Origin of the sequence: Aliiroseovarius conchicola, assembly GCF_041403445.1 — a bacterium.
Classification (GTDB): domain Bacteria; phylum Pseudomonadota; class Alphaproteobacteria; order Rhodobacterales; family Rhodobacteraceae; genus Aliiroseovarius; species Aliiroseovarius conchicola.
Genome location: NZ_JBGEHL010000003.1, coordinates 1 through 22,012 on the forward strand (window position 1 = coordinate 1; position 22,012 = coordinate 22,012).

The 22,012-nt window shown below is 56.8% G+C and carries 23 protein-coding genes, 3 tRNA genes and 1 pseudogene; 18 read left to right on the forward strand and 9 right to left on the reverse strand.

The features are described 5' to 3' along the window. From V6N04_RS05690 to V6N04_RS05700, 3 genes and pseudogenes are all read left to right on the forward strand, one after another. Window positions 1–111: pseudogene (locus V6N04_RS05690) on the forward strand (IS5-like element ISCARN85 family transposase); the annotation flags it as partial. A gap of 224 nt (window positions 112–335) precedes the next feature. Next, a complete protein-coding gene (dprA, locus tag V6N04_RS05695) occupies window positions 336–1,514 on the forward strand; it encodes a DNA-processing protein DprA (protein WP_371169638.1) in 1,179 nt (392 codons plus the stop codon). Window positions 1,515–1,665: 151 nt separating this feature from the next. Next, window positions 1,666–5,103 (forward strand): pyruvate carboxylase, encoded by a 3,438-nt coding sequence (locus tag V6N04_RS05700; RefSeq protein ID WP_371169176.1) that lies wholly within the window; start codon window positions 1,666–1,668, stop codon window positions 5,101–5,103. 51 nt (window positions 5,104–5,154) lie between these two features. Here V6N04_RS05700 and V6N04_RS05705 read toward each other — a convergent pair whose 3' ends face one another. After that, window positions 5,155–5,961, reverse strand: a complete 807-nt coding sequence (locus tag V6N04_RS05705) for an alpha/beta fold hydrolase (protein ID WP_371169177.1) — start codon at window positions 5,959–5,961, stop codon at window positions 5,155–5,157. A gap of 201 nt (window positions 5,962–6,162) precedes the next feature. On the opposite strand from V6N04_RS05705, the gene V6N04_RS05710 reads away from it, so the two are divergent. Further along, window positions 6,163–6,237, forward strand: a tRNA-Gly gene (locus V6N04_RS05710). A gap of 46 nt (window positions 6,238–6,283) precedes the next feature. Beyond that, window positions 6,284–6,358, forward strand: a tRNA-Gly gene (locus V6N04_RS05715). Window positions 6,359–6,500: 142 nt separating this feature from the next. On the opposite strand, the gene V6N04_RS05720 is transcribed toward V6N04_RS05715, so the two are convergent. After that, window positions 6,501–6,863 (reverse strand): helix-turn-helix domain-containing protein, encoded by a 363-nt coding sequence (locus tag V6N04_RS05720; RefSeq protein WP_371169178.1) that lies wholly within the window; start codon window positions 6,861–6,863, stop codon window positions 6,501–6,503. Between the two features lie 230 nt (window positions 6,864–7,093). Between V6N04_RS05720 and V6N04_RS05725 the strand changes: the two genes are divergently transcribed. The 4 genes from V6N04_RS05725 to hisH all read left to right on the forward strand — a co-directional run bounded on the left by V6N04_RS05725 (window position 7,094) and on the right by hisH (window position 10,291). Then, on the forward strand, window positions 7,094–7,975 hold the full coding sequence (locus V6N04_RS05725; RefSeq protein WP_371169179.1) for a LysR family transcriptional regulator: 882 nt from the start codon (window positions 7,094–7,096) through the stop codon (window positions 7,973–7,975). Window positions 7,976–8,147: 172 nt separating this feature from the next. Further along, on the forward strand, window positions 8,148–8,864 hold the full coding sequence (locus V6N04_RS05730; protein ID WP_371169180.1) for a hypothetical protein: 717 nt from the start codon (window positions 8,148–8,150) through the stop codon (window positions 8,862–8,864). Window positions 8,865–9,040: 176 nt separating this feature from the next. Beyond that, entirely contained in the window at window positions 9,041–9,628 is a 588-nt protein-coding gene (gene hisB / locus V6N04_RS05735; RefSeq protein WP_371169181.1) for an imidazoleglycerol-phosphate dehydratase HisB, read from the forward strand. A 24-nt stretch (window positions 9,629–9,652) separates the two neighbouring features. Then, on the forward strand, window positions 9,653–10,291 hold the full coding sequence (gene hisH / locus V6N04_RS05740; RefSeq protein ID WP_371169182.1) for an imidazole glycerol phosphate synthase subunit HisH: 639 nt from the start codon (window positions 9,653–9,655) through the stop codon (window positions 10,289–10,291). A 47-nt stretch (window positions 10,292–10,338) separates the two neighbouring features. On the opposite strand, the gene V6N04_RS05745 is transcribed toward hisH, so the two are convergent. Next, window positions 10,339–10,722 (reverse strand): DUF2147 domain-containing protein, encoded by a 384-nt coding sequence (locus V6N04_RS05745; protein ID WP_371169183.1) that lies wholly within the window; start codon window positions 10,720–10,722, stop codon window positions 10,339–10,341. Between the two features lie 138 nt (window positions 10,723–10,860). On the opposite strand from V6N04_RS05745, the gene hisA reads away from it, so the two are divergent. After that, window positions 10,861–11,577: a 1-(5-phosphoribosyl)-5-[(5-phosphoribosylamino)methylideneamino]imidazole-4-carboxamide isomerase gene (gene hisA / locus V6N04_RS05750; RefSeq protein ID WP_371169184.1), complete on the forward strand. Its 717-nt coding sequence runs from the start codon at window positions 10,861–10,863 to the stop codon at window positions 11,575–11,577. Here the strand turns inward: hisA and V6N04_RS05755 are convergent. Then, on the reverse strand, window positions 11,574–12,017 hold the full coding sequence (locus V6N04_RS05755; RefSeq protein WP_371169185.1) for a DUF302 domain-containing protein: 444 nt from the start codon (window positions 12,015–12,017) through the stop codon (window positions 11,574–11,576). The two genes, hisA and V6N04_RS05755, sit on opposite strands and share 4 nt — an antisense overlap. Before the next feature lie 100 nt (window positions 12,018–12,117). On the opposite strand from V6N04_RS05755, the gene hisF reads away from it, so the two are divergent. Together hisF and V6N04_RS05765 are read left to right on the forward strand one after the other, a co-directional pair. Then, window positions 12,118–12,915 carry an imidazole glycerol phosphate synthase subunit HisF gene (hisF, locus tag V6N04_RS05760; RefSeq protein WP_371169186.1) on the forward strand — a complete coding sequence of 266 codons (798 nt, stop codon included), beginning with the start codon at window positions 12,118–12,120 and terminating at the stop codon, window positions 12,913–12,915. Further along, on the forward strand, window positions 12,912–13,226 hold the full coding sequence (locus tag V6N04_RS05765) for a phosphoribosyl-ATP diphosphatase (RefSeq protein ID WP_371169187.1): 315 nt from the start codon (window positions 12,912–12,914) through the stop codon (window positions 13,224–13,226). Before hisF ends, V6N04_RS05765 begins: the two co-directional genes overlap by 4 nt. 63 nt (window positions 13,227–13,289) lie before the next feature. Here V6N04_RS05765 and V6N04_RS05770 read toward each other — a convergent pair whose 3' ends face one another. From V6N04_RS05770 to rlmB, 3 genes are all read right to left on the reverse strand, one after another. Beyond that, window positions 13,290–13,736 carry a CoA-binding protein gene (locus V6N04_RS05770; RefSeq protein ID WP_371169188.1) on the reverse strand — a complete coding sequence of 149 codons (447 nt, stop codon included), beginning with the start codon at window positions 13,734–13,736 and terminating at the stop codon, window positions 13,290–13,292. Between the two features lie 208 nt (window positions 13,737–13,944). Continuing rightward, on the reverse strand, window positions 13,945–14,418 hold the full coding sequence (locus V6N04_RS05775) for a YHS domain-containing (seleno)protein (protein WP_371169189.1): 474 nt from the start codon (window positions 14,416–14,418) through the stop codon (window positions 13,945–13,947). 69 nt (window positions 14,419–14,487) lie between these two features. Then, complete coding sequence (gene rlmB / locus V6N04_RS05780) at window positions 14,488–15,273, reverse strand: 23S rRNA (guanosine(2251)-2'-O)-methyltransferase RlmB (RefSeq protein ID WP_371169190.1); 786 nt, start codon at window positions 15,271–15,273, stop codon at window positions 14,488–14,490. Window positions 15,274–15,417: 144 nt separating this feature from the next. On the opposite strand from rlmB, the gene V6N04_RS05785 reads away from it, so the two are divergent. Then, window positions 15,418–15,501: transfer RNA gene (locus V6N04_RS05785), tRNA-Tyr, on the forward strand. Window positions 15,502–15,615: 114 nt separating this feature from the next. Here V6N04_RS05785 and V6N04_RS05790 read toward each other — a convergent pair. After that, complete coding sequence (locus V6N04_RS05790; protein ID WP_371169191.1) at window positions 15,616–16,737, reverse strand: aminodeoxychorismate synthase component I; 1,122 nt, start codon at window positions 16,735–16,737, stop codon at window positions 15,616–15,618. Between the two features lie 311 nt (window positions 16,738–17,048). Here V6N04_RS05790 and msrB point away from each other — a divergent pair, with 311 nt between their 5' ends. The 5 genes from msrB (at window position 17,049) to modC (ending at window position 20,696) form a co-directional block, all read left to right on the forward strand. After that, entirely contained in the window at window positions 17,049–17,495 is a 447-nt protein-coding gene (msrB, locus tag V6N04_RS05795) for a peptide-methionine (R)-S-oxide reductase MsrB (RefSeq protein WP_371169639.1), read from the forward strand. After that, window positions 17,495–18,004 (forward strand): peptide-methionine (S)-S-oxide reductase MsrA, encoded by a 510-nt coding sequence (gene msrA, locus V6N04_RS05800; protein ID WP_371169192.1) that lies wholly within the window; start codon window positions 17,495–17,497, stop codon window positions 18,002–18,004. The genes msrB and msrA overlap by 1 nt, the downstream gene beginning before the upstream one ends. Before the next feature lie 108 nt (window positions 18,005–18,112). Further along, entirely contained in the window at window positions 18,113–18,907 is a 795-nt protein-coding gene (gene modA, locus V6N04_RS05805) for a molybdate ABC transporter substrate-binding protein (RefSeq protein WP_371169193.1), read from the forward strand. Then, the gene (gene modB, locus V6N04_RS05810; protein WP_371169194.1) at window positions 18,904–19,599 is read left to right on the forward strand and encodes a molybdate ABC transporter permease subunit; all 696 of its coding nucleotides are present in this window, start codon (window positions 18,904–18,906) and stop codon (window positions 19,597–19,599) included. Before modA ends, modB begins: the two co-directional genes overlap by 4 nt. Next, window positions 19,596–20,696: a molybdenum ABC transporter ATP-binding protein gene (gene modC / locus V6N04_RS05815; protein ID WP_371169195.1), complete on the forward strand. Its 1,101-nt coding sequence runs from the start codon at window positions 19,596–19,598 to the stop codon at window positions 20,694–20,696. The genes modB and modC overlap by 4 nt, the downstream gene beginning before the upstream one ends. On the opposite strand, the gene V6N04_RS05820 is transcribed toward modC, so the two are convergent. Continuing rightward, entirely contained in the window at window positions 20,693–21,994 is a 1,302-nt protein-coding gene (locus tag V6N04_RS05820; protein ID WP_371169196.1) for an NAD(P)/FAD-dependent oxidoreductase, read from the reverse strand. The two genes, modC and V6N04_RS05820, sit on opposite strands and share 4 nt — an antisense overlap. Window positions 21,995–22,012: the final 18 nt, after the last annotated feature.

The window sequence follows — 22,012 nt, forward strand, 5'->3', positions numbered from 1 at the left end:
TTTCGAAGGCTGAAAGGATACCGGCGCATCTTCTCAAGGTTCGAAAAGCTGGACGTCATGTACCGCGCTTTCCTGAATTTCGCCCTAATCGTCGATATGATTAAGTGTTAACAGGCCCTAGTAATTCCGCAAGCAGAAAGGCTATCGGGTTATCTTTTGGATGTGGTTCCGCCCGGCCTCATTGCCGGTGCTTTGTTTCACATAATGATTACCGCGATCACACGACGCAGTGTTCCGCCACGCCCCACGTCAAATTCTGCTGGAAGCTGAGTTAGTATTTCCTTAACCAATCCCAGCGCATGGTTAATCCGCAAGAGACGGAATCAATCATGCCAATGGATATTTCAGCTTCCCTACTCCACCCCACCCCCTCACCTTTGACTGCGGAAGATGAACTGGCGTGGATCCGTCTCTTGCGATCACGTCGCGTTGGCGTTGCGACCTTCTTTCGGCTACTCGGCGAGCACGGCACGGCACAAGCCGCTTTGGATGCCTTGCCAGAGGTCGCACAGGCCGCGGGCGTGAAAAATTACACCCCTTGCCCGGTCGAAATTGCCGAAGAAGAACTGCGCCGCGCACATTTTGCAGGCGCTCGGATGATTTCATGGGGCACCCCCGAATATCCCGAGCTTCTGTCGGAAATATCCGACCCCCCTCCGTTCTTCTGGGCCATAGGCGACGTCGCTTTGCTTCACCGTCCGATGGTCGCCCTTATCGGTGCACGCAACGCGTCGTCGATTGGCATTCGCATGGCACGAAAATTGACGCGTGAGCTAAGCGAGGCCGGGTTCACCACCGTTTCGGGCCTTGCCCGTGGCATCGACACCGTTGCGCATGAGGTCGCGGTTGAGGTCGGGACCACCGTCGCTGTCATGGCCGGTGGCGTAGACGTCATCTATCCCAAAGAAAACACCGTGCTGGCCGAAGATATTGCGCGCAAAGGGTTACGTGTGTCGGAACAAGCACCGGGGCTGACGCCTCAGGCCAGGCATTTCCCCCGTCGAAACAGGCTAATCTCGGGTCTCGCGCGCGCCGTCGTGGTGGTCGAAGCGGCCGCGAAATCAGGTTCACTGATCACGGCGCGCAATGCACTGGATCAGGGGCGTGATGTCCTGGCAGTGCCCGGCCACCCCTTCGATGCCCGCGCCACCGGGTGCAATTTTCTGATACGTGATGGCGCGGCCCTGATCCGCGGTGCCGAAGATGTAATCGAAGCGATTGGTCCTGCCCGCCCGGCACCATCCGATGCCGTAAAAACGCCAGCCCCTGTCGCGCACGCGGCAACAGACAGGCAAGAACCGGTCCAGGATCGAAATCTGAAGGAAACGGCAAAACTACACAGCCAGATACTATCGCGGTTGGGACCAAGCCCACTGGCCGAAGATCAATTGATCCGCGATCTGGGTGGCACATCAGGCATGGCGTCGGCCGAAATCCTACCCGAACTCGTCACGCTCGAGCTTGAGGGTCGAATCACGCGCCAACCTGGTGGACTACTTTCCAAACACGGATAGGCCTGCTGCTTAACTTGTGCAATTTTGGTAAGTAAATATTACCAATTTGCAGATAATCATTGCAGAAACCTTACAAACCCTATTGCGCTGCAGCGCAGCACGTCCTACCAATTCGATCCAAATCTACACATTGGGCCAAGGGGAGTGTGAGATGCGGGACTTTCAGAAAATACTGATTGCCAACCGGGGCGAGATTGCGATCCGTGTGATGCGCGCCGCCAACGAAATGGGCAAGAAAACCGTTGCCATCTATGCCGAAGAAGACAAGCTGGGCTTGCATCGGTTTAAAGCCGACGAGGCATACCGGATCGGCGAGGGCATGGGGCCCGTGGCCGCTTACCTCTCGATTGATGAAATTATCCGCGTGGCCAAGGAGTGCGGTGCGGACGCGATCCACCCAGGCTATGGTCTTTTGTCTGAGAACCCCGATTTCGTGGACGCCTGTGCGGCCAACGGCATTACCTTCATTGGCCCGAAGGCCGAAACCATGCGCGCCTTGGGCGACAAGGCCTCGGCCCGGAAGGTTGCGGTAGAGGCCGGAGTCCCCGTCATCCCCGCCACCGAAGTGTTGGGCGACGATATCGCGGCCATCAAGAAAGAAGCCGAAGCCGTCGGCTATCCCCTCATGCTGAAGGCCAGTTGGGGTGGCGGCGGACGCGGCATGCGGCCCATCTTCGGCCCAGACGAGGTGGAAGAAAAGGTCTTGGAAGGCCGTCGCGAAGCCGAGGCTGCCTTCGGCAATGGCGAGGGTTACTTGGAAAGGATGATCACCCGCGCCCGCCACGTCGAGGTGCAGATCCTTGGCGACAGCCACGGTAATATCTATCACCTTTATGAACGCGACTGCTCAGTTCAACGGCGCAACCAAAAGGTTGTCGAACGTGCCCCTGCCCCATACCTCTCGGAAGCTCAACGCGAAGAAATCTGTGAACTTGGCCGCAAAATCTGCGCCCATGTGAACTATGAATGTGCGGGCACCGTTGAATTCCTAATGGATATGGAAACCGGCAAGTTCTACTTCATCGAAGTGAACCCCCGCGTGCAGGTTGAACACACTGTCACAGAAGAGGTCACCGGCATTGACATCGTTCAGGCTCAGATATTGATCGCTGAGGGCAAGTCACTGGCGGAAGCCACCGGGAAAGCCAGCCAATATGACATCCGCCTGAACGGTCACGCGCTACAAACGCGCGTTACGACAGAGGACCCACAGAACAATTTCATCCCGGATTATGGCCGTATCACAGCTTACCGGTCGGCGACGGGCATGGGTATCCGTTTGGATGGCGGCACAGCCTATGCGGGCGGTGTGATCACCCGCTATTACGACTCGCTTCTGACCAAGGTGACCGCCTGGGCGCAAACGCCCGAGGCCGCAATTGCGCGGATGGACCGCGCTTTGCGCGAATTCCGCGTTCGTGGTGTGTCGACAAACATCGCGTTCGTCGAGAACTTGCTGAAGCATCCCACGTTCCTGAACAATCAGTACACAACGAAGTTCATCGACGAGACACCAGAGCTGTTCCAGTTCAAAAAGCGACGCGACCGGGGCACCAAGGTTCTGACTTATATCGCAGATATCACGGTGAACGGACATCCTGAAACCGAGGGCCGCGCCGCACCGATCGCCGATCTGAAAATCCCCAAACCTCCGACATTGCACGCTGAACCGGCACCGGGAACGCGCACGTTATTGGAAGCCGAGGGGCCACAGGCCGTCGCTGATTGGATGAAAGCGCAGCAAAAGCTGCTGATCACTGACACCACCATGCGCGACGGACACCAGTCGCTTCTGGCCACACGCATGCGCTCGATCGATATGATCACGGCGGCACCTGCCTATGCCGCCAATCTGCCCGAGCTGTTCAGCGTCGAATGCTGGGGCGGAGCAACCTTCGATGTGGCCTATCGCTTCTTGCAGGAATGCCCGTGGCAACGCCTTCGCGACCTGCGTGCAGCGATGCCGAACCTGATGACGCAGATGCTTTTGCGGGCCTCAAACGGGGTCGGGTACACCAATTACCCAGACAACGTGGTGCAGGCCTTTGTGAAGGAAGCCGCCAACGGGATTGACGTCTTCCGCGTGTTTGACAGCCTCAACTGGGTGGAAAACATGCGTGTCGCCATGGATGCGGTGGTCGAGGCCGGTAAAGTTTGCGAAGGCACGGTCTGCTACACGGGCGATATTCTGAACCCAGACCGGTCGAAATACGACCTGAAATATTATGTTGGCATGGCCAAAGAGCTTGAAGCTGCCGGTGCGCACGTTCTGGGCTTGAAAGACATGGCTGGGCTTCTGAAACCCGCCGCTGCCCGCGCGCTTATCAAGGCGTTGAAGGACGAAGTTGGTCTGCCGATCCACTTCCATACTCACGACACATCCGGCATCGCTGGTGCGACCATCCTTGCCGCGGCCGAAGCGGGCGTAGACGCAGTCGACGCGGCGATGGATGCATTTTCGGGTGGGACATCGCAACCTTGTCTGGGCTCAATCGTCGAGGCCACACGCAACACCGACCGCGACACCGGCCTGAATATCGGTGCGATCCGCGAGATGTCCAACTACTGGGAAGGCGTTCGTGGGCAGTACGCCGCGTTTGAAAGCGGGCTAGAGGCCCCGGCATCAGAAGTCTATCTGCATGAAATGCCTGGCGGACAGTTTACCAACCTCAAGGCGCAAGCCCGCTCACTTGGGTTGGAGGATCGCTGGCACGAGGTCGCGCAGACCTATGCCGATGTGAACCAGATGTTTGGCGACATCGTCAAAGTTACACCGTCTTCTAAGGTCGTGGGAGACATGGCGCTGATGATGGTCAGCCAGAACTTGACCCGTGCCGAGGTCGAGGATCCAAAAGCAGACGTGGCCTTCCCGGACAGCGTTGTCGACATGATGCGCGGCAATCTTGGCCAACCTCCAGGTGGGTTCCCGAAAAAGATTGTTAGCAAGGTCCTGAAGGACGAGAAACCAAATCTGAAACGTCCCGGCAAACACTTGGAGCCGGTGGATCTTGAGGCAACCCGCGCCGAACTGTCAAAGGAGTTGCAGGGGTTCAAGGTCGATAACGAAGACCTGAACGGCTATCTCATGTATCCCAAAGTATTTTTGGACTACATGGGGCGTCATCGTCAGTATGGACCCGTGCGGGCCCTGCCGACAAAGACCTTCTTTTATGGAATGGAACCGGGGGAAGAAATCTCAGCCGAGATTGACCCGGGCAAGACACTGGAAATTCGACTGCAAGCAGTTGGCGAAACGAACGAGGACGGCGAGGTCAAAGTCTTCTTCGAACTCAATGGCCAACCCCGCACCATCCGGGTCCCTAACCGTTTGGTCAAAGCCTCGACGATCCAACGCCCCAAAGCCGACGAAGGCAATGCCGATCATATCGGCGCACCGATGCCGGGCGTGGTCGCCACCGTTGCTGTCAGCGCTGGTCAACAGGTGCACGAAGGTGATCTGCTTTTGACCATCGAGGCGATGAAGATGGAAACCGGCATCCATGCAGAACGGGATGCGACGGTCAAAGCGGTCCATGTTCAAGCTGGTGGCCAGATCGACGCCAAGGACCTTATGATCGAGTTGGAATAACGCTGCTCAGAAACGCTCGGAAATGGCCGCTCAATCGGGCGGCCATTTCCTTTACTTCGCCTGATCTTGAAGAAAATCGGAGATGGCTTTGGTGATCGCTTCAGGCGCTTCGATTGTTGCAGAATGTCCCGCTTTCGGAACAGAAACCAACTTCGATCCCTTAATCGCGTTATGCATACGTCGCGATTTCTCAGGTGTTGTTGCCACATCCTCGTCACCGCTAAGGATCAAGGTTGGAACAGACATCTGGGGCAATTGATCGTAAATACCGTCCCGGTGAATGACACCATTCACCGCACGTGTGATCCCAAATCGATTGCTCGCCGCTATTCTGCTACGCCAGTGCTGGCGCTCTGCACGTCGCTTATCGTCCTTTAGAAACGTTTGGCCAAACATGATGGGCATCACTTTCCCGACGACGGCCTTCAAACCAAACCATCGTGCGACAACATTCAGCAGCTTGTAGCGGAAATGGTTTTCCTTCGGTTCTGGGTCGGCGCTGGTTTCGATCAATGTAAGGGTCTTTAGCAGTTCGCGTTTACGAAGGCCCAAGCGCATGCCGACGAAACCACCCATAGATAGCCCTACAAAATGACACGGCCCGATGCCTAGCGCCTCGATTAGCGCAGCCGCATCGTCGGTCAAGGTGTCCATGTCGTATCCATCTTTGGCTACGTCACTTTGACCCTGTCCGCGATGGTCGAATGTAATGCAGCGGTAGTCGTCAGACAGGGCCGAAACCTGCGCCGCGAACATTTCGCCGCTGAAAAGAAGCCCGTGTGAAAACAAGATCGTCTCCGCCCCTTGCCCCTGATCTGTGTAGTGAAGCATTACGTCGTTGACATTGAGATGTGGCATGGTCCGCCTTTGCTGGGTGAATTGATGTATTCACGCTGACAGTAACACACCCGAGAGCCGCAACACAGAAATGCCAGCGCCCCGGCAAAACAGGTGTATCTGTAACGCCAGCCTCAAACTTCTTACAAAAAACCGCCGCGTCTGCGATTTTCCCCTTGCAGGTCGGCGTTGGATTACATATCTCACGGCTCACCGAAGGAAGCGGGCGTAGCTCAGGGGTAGAGCATAACCTTGCCAAGGTTAGGGTCGGGCGTTCGAATCGCCTCGCCCGCTCCATTCGGTTACCCAGTTCGGCCTACCCAGCCGAAGACTGCCATAGGATGCGGGCGTAGCTCAGGGGTAGAGCATAACCTTGCCAAGGTTAGGGTCGGGCGTTCGAATCGCCTCGCCCGCTCCAATGGACCACCTTCTTAGATCCCTATTTCTAAACCAACCCGTGCGTTGGCGTTTTTCCCTTTTTGATCGGAAAAACAGAAAAGGGGACGCGCAAACGCATCCCCTTTTCCCCACCCCTTCCCCTCAGAAGGACGTGTTACTGCTCAGGCGCTCAGCGACTGTCGATTGGCCAACTCGTGGATCATCGACTGTATCTGATTGCGAACCTTGACGTCCGAAATTGACGACAAGGCCTGTGCAGCTTTCGCTGTCCGTTCATCCATGGCCTCATTCTCGGCGCCCTCAGCATCTGCGAGGCCTTCAAAGAAGTAGCCAGGTTGCACATTCAATAATTGTGCAATCTCGAACATCTTGCTTGCGGATACGCGATTGTACCCTGTTTCGTACTTTTGGAGTTGCTGGAACGACAGTCCCAGTTGCTCCGCCACTTTTACTTGAGTTAGGCCGCGCAGCAGACGGACTTCTCGGATCTTCTTACCCACATGGACATCAACAGGATGGACCATTTTCTCTCACCATTTAATTGCTTCCCGTTTAGAGAGAATGGCAGCCTGCCACCTCGTATCCAAGTGGTGAGAGGTGAACAGTACGGGTACGTAAATATACACCCCATGGATGATTTTTTTACCCAACTAGCTAAATATCCATTTCAAAACAACTTTTTCTTTGTTAAATTCAGAGATTGTTATGAATTACATCGCGGAAACAGTTTGGTGATCACCGGTATGTTATAAAAATGAGCACTCGAGACAGCCCCCCACTTCTGTTTGAAATGCTGCGTTCCTATGCATCTTTGGCGCGCACGCTGAACCTCTCCGAATCCGTTCGGGAGCTCCAAAGCACGCGTCAAACAGTACGCCGGCACATCGCGTTGCTGGAGGAATACAAAGGCAGTCCGCTCTTTTCATTCGAAAACCGGCAATATGTGCTGACTGAAGCTGGTAAGAACTCACTTCGCGAGGCCGAGGAACTTATCGCACGATGCGAGGCGTGGCTTCACGACGAAAGCAAACACGTAAACGAGCTATTTTATCTTGGGCTTCAGGTCGGACCCATTCCTTTTTACCTACAGCAACATCCGCTGACCGCCATTTGGGATATGGGATCGCCGTTGGTACAGTATGCGTTTCACGCCTGGGCGGATTCACAAGGCGATTTGGAAAGTCCGGCATTGCAGCCGCTTCGCCCTTACCTGATGGTCTTTCGCTTCAACGAAGATAATGGTGACTGGATCTGTACAGAGGTCGGGGAAAAGTCTTCCTACGCCACGTGGTTCGGCTGGGAGAAGTATCGGTCATCGGTCGGTAAGGGGATTGCCAACCTTCCTGGTGGACCCGGTTTTGCCAATCTTCTAGCCAAACCATTCCATGATATCGCAACCACCCGCGGCATTCGACTGGATCATATTCATACACGTATCGGGCACGGTCCCGACGATGAGTTGAAAACGATCAGCTATCAGCGTCTGGCGATGGCCTGCCGATTTGCGGATGGAGAGTTCGCTCTGGCGACATTGATCGACCGCACACGCAACGTAGTGATCGCAAATCTGAGCGAAGAGAATCGCAACAGCATGGATGAAAGCTTTGAAATGAACGAGATTCCACCTGCTACGTAACGCAGTGCACAAGCTGCCTTAACGCAAAAACGCCCCGATATCGTGCTAATTGAGACCCAGTCTCCACATATTTTTGCTGTTATTCCCGCATAACGGGAAATTTGCCGAAACGATTCGAAAAAATTCCCCCTTAGGTTAAAATTCTCATGCACCACACACATGGGAGACCAAAATGACCATTCATGACACCTTTGCGGGGGCTCAATTCGTAACCGCGATCCTCGATATGGCCAATGATTACGGCATGATGATCGAGATGGGGTCGGACTTTGACCTCTACGAAAAATACATAAACGAACACCGGACGCACCAGCCAATTGGCATGCCTTTTGATCCCAAGTTACACGTTATGAACGAAGACAATGGCTTTTGGATTGTCGGCTGGAACGAGACCGGCGAGCTGGTTCACACCCAAGCCATGCGCCGGTTCGACTTGGACGGGGTACCATTGTCGGATTATCTGGACAGCAAGTTCGTGGATTTCCCGCCTACCGGTCTTGATCTGGATTTTGACCGGTGCCGCTACTCTCCTGGCCCAGGGGCCAAACGTATCAGCGGCAAGACCTGTTATCATGGCGAGCTATGGGTAAAGGGCGATGACCGCTATCGTGGCACGGGCCTGCCTGGGATGTTGGCAAGGTTCGCGCTGGCCACGTGCGTGTTGCGTTGGTCGCCAGACTACGTGTTTGGCTTCATGCCCGAAAAATACGCGTTCAAAGGTTTGGCAGAGCGCGAGGGATATATGCACACGGATCCGGGTGCCTTGGCGTGGTTCGCAAAAGGTGGAAACGCCCCGCTGAAGGGGTTTATGACCTATATGGGTCGCGACGATCTGAGCCATTTGATCACGTTGTGCCCGCGCGAGTTCATGCAATCTCAGGCTGCCTAACCGACGTTACCCGCCACAAACGGGAGTAGAGCGATATACCCCCACGCGGACACCCATGTGTCCGACCGTCCGCGTGGGGGTATGATTACCACAGCAACAGCAATCGTTTGAAAAGTCGCCTTTTCGGCGCGACAATGCGCTCCTATAAGGGGCGCAGCTAATAGAAGGATGACCTGATGCGGCGCGCAACGATCACCCGCAAAACCGCGGAAACCGATATCTCGGTCGAGATCAATCTTGACGGGACCGGCGCTTATGACAACCAAACCGGTGTGGGGTTCTTTGACCACATGCTGGACCAGCTGTCGCGCCACTCGCTGATCGACATGACGATCCGCGCCACGGGTGATCTGCATATTGATGACCACCACACCGTCGAGGACACCGGTATCGCGATCGGCCAAGCCTTGGTCGAGGCGCTTGGCGACAAAAAGGGCATCCGTCGTTATGGCGAATGCCACCTACCCATGGATGACGCGCAGGTGCGTGCGGCACTTGACCTATCGGCGCGCCCATTCCTTGTGTGGAATGTCGACTTCGCCACGCCCAAAATCGGCACGTTTGACACCGAACTGGTGCGTGAGTTTTTCCAAGCACTGGCGACCCACGGCGGCATCACGCTTCATATCGACCAAATTCACGGCTTCAACGCCCACCACGTGGCCGAGGCTGCCTTCAAGGCCGTCGCACGTGCGTTGCGAATTGCCATTGAAACCGATCCGCGCAAGGCGGATGCCATCCCCTCGACCAAGGGCGCGCTCTGACCCGCATCCGATCCGGAGACCATCATGCTAACCGTGATCATCGACTATGACAGCGGCAACCTGCACTCGGCAGAAAAAGCGTTTCAACGCATGGCCGCCGAGACGAATGCAGGCGAGGTTATCGTATCGACCAAGCCCGAGGACGTTACCCGCGCCGATCGCATCGTTCTGCCGGGTGACGGAGCTTTCCCGGCATGCCGTAAGCAGCTGTCAGACCATCGGGGCATCTATGAAGCCTTGGAAGAGGCTGTGATCAATCAAGGCCGCCCCTTCATGGGGATTTGCGTCGGCATGCAGATGCTGGCCTCGATGGGTCATGAATATCAGGACACGGACGGGTTTGGCTGGATCAAAGGACATGTTCGCAGGATCGAACCGTCCGATCCGGCCCTGAAGGTCCCTCATATGGGGTGGAACGATCTTGTTATCGACAGCGACCACGCGGTGCTAAAAGGGGTCGAAACGGGTGATCATGCCTACTTCGTGCATTCCTATCATTTCGTCGTCGACAATGCCGCGGACCGGCTGGCCCATTGTGACTACGCAGGCGACATCACTGCTATCGTCGGACGGGACAACTTGATCGGAATGCAATTTCACCCTGAAAAAAGCCAAGCCGCTGGTCTGCGAATGATCGCCAATTTCCTAAGCTGGGCGCCATGAGAAAGGGCGCCCGCTTGGACGCCCTTTAAGTTGTAGGAAGATGTCAATCACTTCACGCGTGACCAAGTCTGCTTCTTACAAAAGACCGCAACGCAGCCCTGAACCTTCAGGCTGCTGCCTGAAAGCGTCATCTTCGACTTAAACACTTTACCGGTCGATGGCTGCCAGATCTTGCCGCCGTTATAGAAGCCATCACCCTGTGGCTTCATATCCCAAACCAACTTTTTACCGATGTTGTCTGATTTGATTGGCCCGCTTGCGTTGAACGCCTTTGAGATCACACCACAAATCGACGACCCACATTTGGACATCGTGACATGGGCATAGGCTCCGTCGTCCACCTGCGTTTTCCAGACCCCTTCAACCGCGTCCGCCAAAGCCGGTGCTGCCATTCCCACACTCAGCGCAAGCGCCATTAATACTCGTTTCATGTAATCCTCCCTGAATTTGGAAATATCCTGACCCCGCCGACCCCTTTTAGGCAAGTGTTACGTCACGGGAGGCGCATCTTGTCCCCTGTCCCAGTCCGTGCCAAAAGCACCAAAAGCTAAAAATGTCGGAGCCGCGCCATGATCCTTTACCCCGCCATCGACCTGAAAAACGGCCAATGCGTGCGCCTGTTGCGCGGTGAGATGGAGGAGGCCACGGTCTTCAACGACAACCCCGCCGCACAGGCGCGAGCGTTTCAGGACGCAGGCTGCGAATGGATTCACTTGGTTGATCTGAATGGCGCTTTTGCGGGCGAGCCCGTGAATGGCGCAGCGGTCGAAGCAATCCTTTCCGCCGTTGACGTCCCAGCCCAGTTGGGCGGTGGCATCCGCGAGATGTCCACCATCGAAGGTTGGATCGAAAAGGGCTTATCGCGGGTCATCCTTGGCACCGTCGCAGTCGAGAACCCCGATCTGGTCCGTGAAGCCGCCCGCGCGTTTCCCGGCAAGGTCGCCGTCGGCATCGACGCACGCAACGGTCGCGTGGCCACCAAAGGCTGGGCCGAGGAAACCGACGTGATGGTCACAGATCTTGCCAAGTCGTTCGAAGACGCAGGCGTCGCCGCGATCATCTATACCGACATCAACCGCGACGGCGCGATGCAGGGGCCGAATATCGAGGCCACGGCAGACCTGGCCCGCGCGGTCTCGATCCCGGTCATTGCCTCGGGCGGCGTCAGCTCGATGGATGACCTGATTGCCCTGCGCGATTGCGGCGTAGCACTAAACGGCGCCATCTCTGGCCGCGCGTTGTATGACGGCGCGATTGATCTGAAAGCGGCCTTGGCGGCACTTTAACCCCCCGCCGCGGCTGCGGTCAGTTTGCCCAGCGCCCCGGTCATCTTGGCAACATAGGGCGCGTCGCCGGCGATGCCGAGCTCTCCCAACATGTCAGCCGGTGCCTCATAGGCAAGCCAAACCGCACCGTCGCCGTCTTCATACACCAGCACTCGCAGGGGCAGCATCAACCCCGCAAGTGGGGCATCCTGCATCGCGGGGGTGCCAAGCTTGGGATTTCCGAACACCAGAAGCTGCGACGCTCCCAACTCCAAGTCGACGGACGCGGCACCACCTGCATGATCGACACGTGCAAATACGGTAGCGCCTGCGTTGCCGACAGCCGCTTCCAACGCATCCATCGTGTCAGCCACCGAACCGGTAGCTGGGACTTTTACGATCTCGGCCATTGCAGGAAGCGCAACCAAAGACGCTAGGACCGCGAGTGTGAGCTTTTTCATAAGACAATTCCTTTAATCAGGTCTGAATGCGACAATGCTCTGGTCAGTCGGCGATGGAATACATAAAACAAATTGTGATCAGCTGAGGACCGCGCAGAAAATGCTGAAGACTCGTATCATTCCTTGTCTCGATGTGGCCGAGGGCCGCACGGTGAAAGGCGTCAACTTCGTCGATCTGATCGACGCGGGCGACCCGGTGGAACAGGCACGCGCCTACGATGCCGCCGGCGCGGACGAGCTGTGTTTCCTCGACATCAAGGCCACCCACGAAAACCGTGGCACGATGTATGACCTCGCAACGCGTACAGCAGAACAATGCTTCATGCCGCTGACCATTGGCGGCGGTGTGCGCAGCCCAGATGACGTGCGTGATCTGTTGCTGGCGGGGGCCGATAAAGTCAGCTTCAACTCCGCCGCAGTCGCAGATCCGGACGTGATTGCCCGTTCTGCCGACCGGTTCGGCAGCCAATGTATCGTTGTGGCCATCGATGCCAAAACAATCGGACATGACGCGGATGGCAAACCCAACAAGTGGGGTATCTTCACCCATGGGGGACGGAAGGCCGCGCTCGATAAAAACGGCGACCCAATCGATGCTGTTGAATTTGCAAAACTGATGGAATCCAAGGGCGCCGGTGAAATCCTACTGACCTCAATGGATCGCGACGGCACGCGGGCAGGCTTCAACCTGCCACTGACCCGTGCGATCTCGGACGCAGTGCATGTGCCGGTGATCGCGTCCGGAGGTGTGGGCAATCTGGACCATCTGGTCGAAGGCGTAACCGAAGGCGGCGCATCCGCCGTGCTGGCTGCATCCATCTTCCACTTCGGCGACTACACAATTCGCGAGGCCAAGGATCACATGGCCGCCGCCGGTATCCCTATGAGGCTTTCATGACCATCCTCAACCAACTCGCCGCAACAATCGAAGCACGCAAAACCGCTGACCCGGACACATCTTGGACCGCCAAGCTGCTATCGAAAGGTCCAGAAAAATGTGCCGAGAAGTTTGGCGAAGAAGCCGTTGAAGCCATCATCGCCGCTGTGAAGAACGACCGCGAGAACCTGACTGCCGAGGCTGCAGACGTGCTCTATCACCTTCTGGTCATGCTTGCGGCGCGCGATATTCCGTTCTCCGATGTCCTCAAAGAACTCGAACGACGTGAAGGCACCTCGGGCATCACCGAAAAAGCGGCCCGAAAACCCTGATCCGCTTTTTCTTGTCGCAAATATCCTGGGGTGAATGCGCGCAGGCGCAGAGGGGCGAAGCCCCTACCCCACCAGATCGCTCAACGGTGCTGACCCAATCAAACGCGGATATTCGATCGCCGGGCAGTGATTTTCCACAACCTCAACCCCGTGCGCTTCGGCCTTCTCGCGGGCTTCCGCATTGAAAATCTCTAACTGCATCCAAACGGTACGCAGATTCGGAAGGGCGTCCAGTGCCTCGTCTACGATGGGCGCGATGGTTTCTGAGCGGCGAAACAAATCGATCATATCAGTCTCGGCTGGCAACTCCGAAACCGACGCCACAACCGTCTCACCGAACATCTCGCGCCCGGCAAGACCTGGATTCACGCCAATCACGCGATAGCCCTTCGCAGCCAGAAATCCCGCGACCCGGTGGCTTGCGCGTTCGGGTTTGTGGGACAGTCCCACCAACCCAATCACGCGGGTTGAGGTCAGGATGCGTTTCATACGTGTGTCTGCGTCAGTCATGTTCATACCCGTTAGCTAAGACCAAAGCCGCACCATGCCAAGCCCGAACAAAAATGCGCCCGGACGAACCGGGCGCAAGTTGGTGGAACGAGGGACAGTGAAATGAGATGCGGGCGTTCCACGGCCCGCTCTCCTTATACAAATAGGTCCGGTTCAGATGATGAGAAGATAATGTAAAGAACTTGTGAACCGGTTGTGAAACGCCCCGTTAGGCGCTCAAAATACCGGGCCAATTCTTGTCACCCTTGACGATATTGCCGGGAATATCCTCTGACCAAAGCTCGCGTGCGCGCAGGCTGAAGTTCAAATAAAGCTTGTCATCATAGATGGTCCAGGCTTCCGGAATTGTCGGCGCTATATAGCCTTTGCTCATTGCGTAAGCGCAGTAGCCACCATATTGCGGCGCATATTTCATCGGGTCGGCTGCGAACAAATCACGGTTCTCTGAGTTTGAGAAAAGGACCGTTACACCATTGTAATCAAATGCATAATCCTTAGATCCCGGGGTGGGCTCACCCACCGTAAAATAGGCCACTGGATCGTAGCCATCCCATGCAACCCCATCTTCGATATAGACCGCCGAAGTTGCCGCCATAGCGCGCGTGCCAAACAAGCCAGCAGCCAGCGGCGTAGCAATCAAACCCGTCAGAACCAAACGTCGTGTATAATTTTTCTCGGACATAAACCCCTCCAATCGCAACTAATCTGCACATTCTGACAGCAAATTACATCCTCACTCAAGGGGATGTGATCACCGCGTAGACCGCGCGCAATAAAGCGCCACCGCCGCCGCGTTGGAGACATTGAGCGATCCAAACCCCCTCGCAAACGGGATTTTGACCAGCTGATCACAGGTTGCCTTGGTCTTTTCGCGCAGACCAGGACCCTCGGCGCCCAGCACCAAAGCAACTGGTCGGTCCGGGCGTGTGGCCAACGCGCTTTCCAGTGTCTCGTCAGCTTCCCCGTCCAAACCCAATACGATGAACCCCATCTCGCGCAGTTCGATCATGGTGTCGGCAAGATTACGAATGCGCAGATAGGGCTGGCGCTCCAATGCGCCAGACGCCGTTTTGGCAAGCGCTCCGGTTTCGGGCGCCGAGCCACGCGCCGTACCGATGACAGCACTGGCTCCAAAGACCTCTGCTGAACGTAGGATCGCCCCCACATTGTGCGGGTCTGTTACCCGATCAAGCAACACAACGATAGGCAATCCACCTTCGCCACCCATGACCCGTTCAGCAAAGCTGCCCCACGCAAGGGGTTTGACCTCTAACGCTGCCCCCTGATGCACCGAATTCGGATCGAGGGGCGCCGGAAACTTCCGTGCATCCGCCATTTCGGGTTCCATTCCGGATGTCGTGATTGCCTCGGCCAACTTATCGGCCGCGTTTTTCGTGACGATCAGGCGCAGTCGCTCTCGGTTTGGGTTCATCAGCGCATCGCGCACGGCATGCAGCCCAAAAAGCCAAACGGTTTCGGCCGCAGCATCCCGCCGCGCCTTTTCCTTCTGCACCACCCATTTTGGCTTTCTCGTCATGCCCTTTGCCCTTCTTTTCGCAAGGCCCGGACAATGCGGCGATTGCGTCGGCGAGACAAGTGCATTCGCGCAATTTTTCGTATTGACGGCTTGGCACGGGCGGGATAATCAGCCCCACGTTCGGCGCGAAAGTGCCGGGTTAGTGGGCGACAGGCCGCAAGGTGTGGCAGGGGACTGTAACTCCCTCGCGGAGACGCACGCTTGGTTCGATTCCAAGGTCGCCCACCACTTTCCCCTCGGCATCTATTCATCCTCGGTTCGCAAAGCATTCCAGTCGAATTCGGCGTTGCAAGGTAAAGTTCATAGACAAATCTCTAATGAATGCGCGCGATTTCCCTTCAGTCACGACACCCCAGCCAAGCGGGACGCAAAGCGTGCTTTCCACAAAGCTTCTTCATGTTCTGAGGCAGCCGTGCTGTCATAGACAACTCCACCGCCAACATTCAGGGTGACAGCACCGTCATCAAGCATCAGCGTCCGAATGGCCACATTAAATTCTGACCTGCCATCCGGTGCTGCCCATCCAATGGTGCCACAGTAAATTTCGCGCGGGGCGTCTTCGAGCTCCGCGATGATCTCCATCGCGCGCAGTTTGGGGGCCCCAGTGATCGAGCCACAGGGAAACAAGGCGCTTAGGATATCGGAAAGCCCTGTATCATCACACATTTGCCCCCTGACAAGCGACACCATCTGGTGCACGGTTTCATAACTTTCGACCGTGAATAGCTCCGGTACACAGACGCTACCTGCGGTGCAGATACGAGAGATATCGTTGCGCAGGAGGTCGACAATCATCAGATTCTCGGCCTGATTTTTTTCATCATTACGTAGAAATTCGATGCGACGGGCATCTTCAATTGGATCGAGGCTGCGTGGCTGCGTACCCTTCATCGGGCGCGTCTCGATCTGCCCGGTCGTCGTGGTTCGAAAGAAAAGCTCTGGAGAGCGTGACAGAATGCTGGGCAAGCCGTCGGCCTTTAACATCACACCATATCGCACCTGCTGCGCGTCTATGAGGGCCGCATAAAGGGCTTGATCAAGGCCCGATGCCCGAGCATGGATCGGGAAGGTCAAATTTACCTGATAGATGTCGCCGGCACATATATATTCATGGACGCGCTGAAACGCTTTTTTATAGCGCCCCTGCGTCCAGCCAGACTGCAGATCCGACAGCGACGCCGGACCATGCGTTACAGCAACCGGCGTACTGGGATCGTCATAGACACCGAACAGGAGCAACGGCAGGCGCCGTTTCGGTGGCATCAAATGGTGCAAGCGTTCCTCAAGCGCATAGCCAAGCTCGTAGCTTGCAAACCCGGCAACCCAAGCCCCTTCAGCGCGCGCGGCATCGATGGCCGCAAGCGCTTGCGGCACCTCCTGCACATTTTCAGCTCTGATCAAGCGCTGGGGGGCGTCAAATTGGCAGGGTGCCTCGTCTGGTCCATGATCAAAACGCAGTTTCACGTCTGGGTCTCCGGTTGCGTGCGGCTTGGTCTATCTGCCGGAACGGGCCTGCGCACAACCATTTGCGCCGAACATCCGCGCAAATACGGCGTACATTCAGCGCGATCGTATTTGTTTCGCCAAATGCCAATTTTGTGAACCGCGCAATCGGTGCGGCCCGGCCTGCGTCGGAGGCTTACCAGATTGGGGTTTTCCGTGCCCCGGCTCGGCCGTCAGGGTTGCTTGGAAGCCTGTGCCCGCGCTACGCCATGGAAATTCCGTTCTCTGCGCCCCATCTTATCGTCAACGAAACTGTAATGGGGAACACTGATTTGACTGAATACACGAAATCCGCCGACGCCATTTCAAAGCTGTCACCTGAGCAATACCGGGTCACACAGGAAAACGGGACCGAGCGTCCCGGCACCGGCGCCTACCTAGGCAACAAAGACCCGGGTATCTATGTTGATATCGTATCGGGCGAACCGTTATTTGCCTCTTCCGATAAATACGAAAGCGGTTGCGGCTGGCCAAGTTTTACCAAACCGATTGAGCCTGCTCATGTGGCAGAATTGCGAGACAGCACACTTGGCATGGTCCGCACCGAGGTACGCTCGACCCATGGTGATAGCCATTTGGGTCATGTGTTCCCTGACGGACCACGGGACCGTGGTGGGCTGCGCTACTGCATCAACTCGGCCTCGCTGCGTTTCGTCCATCGTGACGATATGGTGGCCGAGGGTTACGGAGACTACATTGATCAAGTGGAGGATATTTGATGGCACATGAACGCGCGATTCTCGCTGGTGGGTGTTTTTGGGGAATGCAGGAGCTAATCCGCAAACTGCCCGGCGTGACCACGACCCGCGTGGGGTACACGGGTGGCGATGTGCCCAATGCGACATATCGCAATCACGGGACCCATGCCGAAGGGATCGAGATCGTCTTTGACCCCACGCAGATCAGCTATCGTAGGCTTTTGGAGTTTTTCTTTCAGATCCACGATCCATCCACGCCAATGCGGCAGGGCAACGATGTTGGTGCATCTTATCGATCAGCGATCTACTATCTGGATGACGACCAAAAGGCCGAAGCGCTGAACACCATCGCGGATGTCGATGCGTCGGGCCTTTGGCCCGGTAAGGTCGTGACCGAAGTCGAACCTGCAGGCGATTTCTGGGAAGCTGAGCCCGAGCATCAGGATTATCTGCAACGCCTGCCAAATGGCTACACCTGTCATTTTGTGCGACCCGGCTGGGTCTTACCAAAGCGTGACGCCGCCGAATAATGTAGTCGCCCACCTGCGCAAGGACATCGCGCGGGTGGGCATTCTTGGCTACTGGCCTAGCAAAAGACCTTGCCGCCCTTTGCTGCATGTCGTTATCACTGGGCAACCATGACCCGACGCTCCCCATCCCTTTTGGCCCAGTCGGCCCTATTTCGCATGATGCCGATCGCCTTCGTGGCGGTGGCAGCGTTGGCAGTGTCAGCACGCGCTGAACCGATCACGCTGTTTGCCGCTGCAAGTCTGAAAGGCGCGCTCGACGAGGCAGCTCAATCGTACGAAGAAGGCTATGGGCAAGAGATACGCATCTCATACGCGGGATCATCTGTTCTGGCGCGGCAAATCACTTTGGGTGCGCCAGCAGACTTGTTCATTTCCGCCAACGAAGGCTGGATGGATGTGGTCGAAGACAGTGGGCATATCGTGCCAGGCACGCGCGTTGATTTGCTGGGAAATACACTGGTTGTGATTGCCCCAACCGCGACGTCCGGCCCCGAAAACCTCGACGATCTGGCGGGATTTCTGGGTGATCGCAAAATTGCGATTGGGCTGGTGGGCGCAGTGCCTGCCGGTATCTACGGCAAGGCCGCATTAGAGCATTTGGGGCAGTGGGACGCCGTTTCCCCGCTTGCAGCCCAAACCGACAGTGTGCGCGCCGCATTGGCGCTCGTGGCGCTTAATCAAACGCCGCTGGGGGTCGTTTACGGAAGCGATGCGAAGGCGGAACCACGGGTGCGGATCGTAGCGACACTGGCCCCGGACAGCCATCCGCCGATAGTCTATCCCGCCGCCGTTGTGGCAGATCGCAATAAAGACACCGCGTCAGCATTTCTGCGCTGGCTGAGCCAACCCTTGGCGACCGACATCTTTCGACGGCATGGGTTCACCCCCATGGCAGGTTCATGACCGGTTGGCTGGGTCCCGCAGAGTGGCAAGCCGTCGCGCTGTCACTGAAGGTGGCGTTTTGGGCCACCTTGTTGTCACTGCCATTGGCGATCTTCGTGTCACATGCCTTGGCGCGGTGGGAATTCCCCGGCAAGCAATTCGCCAATGGTCTGGTGCATCTGCCCTTGATCCTGCCCCCTGTCGTCACCGGCTATCTACTATTGCTGACCTTCGGGGCCACCGGTTTGGGCGGCCGATTTCTGGACGCGTTAGGCGTTAGCATCGCGTTTCAATGGACAGGGGCAGCACTGGCGTCGGCCATCATGGGCTTCCCCTTGATGGTGCGCGCCATTCGCTTATCCATCGAAGCTGTCGATCAAAAGCTTGAGCAAGCGGCCTCAACGCTAGGTGCAAGCCGCTTGCGTGTGTTTGCAACCATCACCCTACCACTTGCCTTACCCGGCATTCTAACCGGCACGATCCTGGGGTTTGCCAAGGCGATGGGGGAATTTGGAGCCACGATCACCTTCGTCTCCAACATCCCGGGCCAAACCCAGACTCTGCCATTGGCGATCTATAGCTTTTTGCAAGTGCCCGGTGGCGAAAGCGCAGCGTTGGGGCTTGTCATCGTCTCAATCGTCATCGCGATGGCCGCGCTGGTGTTATCCGAGGTCTTCGCCCGCCGTGTTGCCAAACGGATGGAGGGGACATGACCAAGCCTGCTCTCTCTGTTCAACTCAGCCAAACATTCAGGGGATTTTCGCTGGATGTCGCTTTCGAGGCTCCCGCCGGACTGACCGTTCTGTTCGGGCCATCAGGCTCTGGCAAGACCTCGATCATTGATACGGTCGCCGGGCTGAATCGTGCGGGAACAGGACGCATTTCTGTCGGTAGCCAAACCCTGATGGACAGCGAAAAACGCGTTTTCCTGCCACCGCACAAACGTCGGCTGGGCTACATCTTTCAGGATGCACGTCTATTTCCCCATATGAACGTGCAGCAAAATCTGGAATACGGGCGAAGGGCGATAAAAATGCGCTTGGATCAATCAGGTTTTGATCGTGTGGTCGAGATGTTGGGTATAGGACCCCTTCTGTCCCGTCGCCCCGCCCGCCTGTCAGGTGGTGAAAAGCAACGGGTCGCCATCGGCCGCGCGCTTCTGGCCCACCCGGAACTGATCCTTGCCGATGAACCGTTGGCGGCACTGGATGACGCCCGCAAAGCCGAGATTCTGCCCTATTTCGAGCGCTTGCGCGATGAAAGTGATGTACCAATCCTATATGTCACACATTCCGCCACCGAGGTGGCGCGGTTGGCTACCACGGTTGTCGCCCTGAATGCCGGGAAAGTCACACGCCAAGGTACCGCCGCAGAGGTATTGGGCGACCCAAGCTTTACGCCGGGCGACATCCGCTCTATCGGAGCGGTGATCGAAGCGCGGGTAAAAGCCCATCATGACGACGGCCTGACCGAGCTGGAAGCAGGAGGCTTGCCCATCCTGTTACCACATGTCGCCCAAAGCCCCGGTAGCCTATTGCGCCTGCGGATTGCGGCGCAGGATGTGATCTTGTCTACAGCCCGACCCGAAGGCCTTTCGGCGCTGAACACTTTGCCTGGTATCATTGCCAGCATTCGGTTGGGCGACGGTCCGGGCGCAGTTGTGTCCTTGGATACGCCAGCCGGACGTGTATTGGCGCGTCTGACCAAACGGTCAGTCAATGCAATGGGTTTGCAGGATGGGGCCGAGGTCTATGCCATCGTCAAATCCGTCGCAGTCGCACCCGGAGATGTCGGTGGTCCGGTGCGTTAGAGTTTATCGCGCATGGAATACCAAAGCATCGCCGCCACCAGCAACGGCCAGCGCATCGCAACCCCACCGGGGAACCGGGGCGTTGGAACCGAGGCCATCAGGTCAAACCGTTCAGCCTGACCCGCAATCGCCTCAGCCGCCATCTTGCCGCCTAGTGTTGCCATTGCGACCCCATGACCTGAATAACCCGACGCAGAAAGGATATTCCCCGCAAGCCGCTCAAAATGCGGCATCCGGTTCATCGTAATCCCAAGCGTCCCACCCCAAGCATAGTCGACCTTGACGTCTTTGAGTTGAGGATAGACCTCCAACATTGGCTTTGAAACAAGCTTTCGAATGTCCTTGGGAAAACGATAGCCATAGCTCTCGGCCCCACCAAAAAGCATGCGGTTGTCTTCAGACAGGCGGAAGTAATTGACGACGAACTTGCTGTCTGCGACAGCGTGTTGGCCTTTGATCAAGGATTGAGCAAAACCCTCACCCAGCGGCTCTGTCGCGACAATGAAATTGTTGATCGGCATCACGCGGGATGCGACGCGCCCCTCGGCATTTCCAAGATATCCGTTGCACGCCCAGACAAGGTGCGTTGCTGTGATCATAGCCGCGGGTGTCGATATGCTTACAGGTGCACCCTCTGCCACATCAGTCACGCGGCTCGTTTCGAAAATCCGAACCCCTTTGGTCGCCGCCGAGCGCGCCATGCCAAAAGCCAATCTCAACGGATGGGTATGGCCTGCCCCCAGATCAAGCGACCCTCCGTGATAGGCGGGTGAGTTGCACAATTCGCGCATTTCATCGCGATCGACTGCGCGGATCAGTCCGTAATCATACTTTTCATTCAGTTTACGAACATATGCGTGATCTTCGGGCACGTATCGCGCGCGGTGCATCGCGTGAAGGATACCATCGGTGAACCCCGCGTCTGGCGCGTGTTCAGCGACCATATCCCGAACCAATTGAACGCTTTCAAGGGCAAGATCCCAAAGCTTGCGCGCATCGTCGCGCCCAACCATCTGTTCCAGTTCGTCCTGGTCTAGTCGCTGACCGGTCCCCACCTGACCGCCATTGCGCCCAGAGGCACCAAACCCGACACGTTGCGCCTCCAACAGCACCACGTCATAGCCACGCTCGGCCAAATGCAACGCAGCGGACAATCCGGTAAAGCCACCGCCAACGATGCAGACATCGCAGGTGATACCTCCGGTTGCTTCTGGGTATGGGCCGGGCGCTTCAGCCGTCGCAGCATACCAGCTTTGGGGATATTCCCCGTGCCGATCATTGGCAGTAAGTAGGTCCATGGATCCCTCGGATGTAGA

Excerpts from the sequence above, each read along its gene's own strand:
- hisH (WP_371169182.1), top strand. The coding sequence starts at position 9,653 with ATGCTAACCGTGATCATCGACTATGACAGCGGCAACCTGCACTCGGCA.
- V6N04_RS05725 (WP_371169179.1), top strand. The coding sequence starts at position 7,094 with ATGAGCACTCGAGACAGCCCCCCACTTCTGTTTGAAATGCTGCGTTCC.
- V6N04_RS05775 (WP_371169189.1), bottom strand. The coding sequence starts at position 14,418 with ATGTCCGAGAAAAATTATACACGACGTTTGGTTCTGACGGGTTTGATT.
- dprA (WP_371169638.1), top strand. The coding sequence starts at position 336 with ATGGATATTTCAGCTTCCCTACTCCACCCCACCCCCTCACCTTTGACT.
- rlmB (WP_371169190.1), bottom strand. The coding sequence starts at position 15,273 with ATGACGAGAAAGCCAAAATGGGTGGTGCAGAAGGAAAAGGCGCGGCGG.
- V6N04_RS05820 (WP_371169196.1), bottom strand. The coding sequence starts at position 21,994 with ATGGACCTACTTACTGCCAATGATCGGCACGGGGAATATCCCCAAAGC.
- V6N04_RS05705 (WP_371169177.1), bottom strand. The coding sequence starts at position 5,961 with ATGCCACATCTCAATGTCAACGACGTAATGCTTCACTACACAGATCAG.
- V6N04_RS05770 (WP_371169188.1), bottom strand. The coding sequence starts at position 13,736 with ATGACTGACGCAGACACACGTATGAAACGCATCCTGACCTCAACCCGC.
- V6N04_RS05700 (WP_371169176.1), top strand. The coding sequence starts at position 1,666 with ATGCGGGACTTTCAGAAAATACTGATTGCCAACCGGGGCGAGATTGCG.
- hisA (WP_371169184.1), top strand. The coding sequence starts at position 10,861 with ATGATCCTTTACCCCGCCATCGACCTGAAAAACGGCCAATGCGTGCGC.
- modB (WP_371169194.1), top strand. The coding sequence starts at position 18,904 with ATGACCGGTTGGCTGGGTCCCGCAGAGTGGCAAGCCGTCGCGCTGTCA.
- modC (WP_371169195.1), top strand. The coding sequence starts at position 19,596 with ATGACCAAGCCTGCTCTCTCTGTTCAACTCAGCCAAACATTCAGGGGA.
- modA (WP_371169193.1), top strand. The coding sequence starts at position 18,113 with ATGACCCGACGCTCCCCATCCCTTTTGGCCCAGTCGGCCCTATTTCGC.
- V6N04_RS05755 (WP_371169185.1), bottom strand. The coding sequence starts at position 12,017 with ATGAAAAAGCTCACACTCGCGGTCCTAGCGTCTTTGGTTGCGCTTCCT.
- hisB (WP_371169181.1), top strand. The coding sequence starts at position 9,041 with ATGCGGCGCGCAACGATCACCCGCAAAACCGCGGAAACCGATATCTCG.
- V6N04_RS05745 (WP_371169183.1), bottom strand. The coding sequence starts at position 10,722 with ATGAAACGAGTATTAATGGCGCTTGCGCTGAGTGTGGGAATGGCAGCA.
- msrA (WP_371169192.1), top strand. The coding sequence starts at position 17,495 with ATGGCACATGAACGCGCGATTCTCGCTGGTGGGTGTTTTTGGGGAATG.
- V6N04_RS05730 (WP_371169180.1), top strand. The coding sequence starts at position 8,148 with ATGACCATTCATGACACCTTTGCGGGGGCTCAATTCGTAACCGCGATC.
- V6N04_RS05720 (WP_371169178.1), bottom strand. The coding sequence starts at position 6,863 with ATGGTCCATCCTGTTGATGTCCATGTGGGTAAGAAGATCCGAGAAGTC.
- hisF (WP_371169186.1), top strand. The coding sequence starts at position 12,118 with ATGCTGAAGACTCGTATCATTCCTTGTCTCGATGTGGCCGAGGGCCGC.
- V6N04_RS05765 (WP_371169187.1), top strand. The coding sequence starts at position 12,912 with ATGACCATCCTCAACCAACTCGCCGCAACAATCGAAGCACGCAAAACC.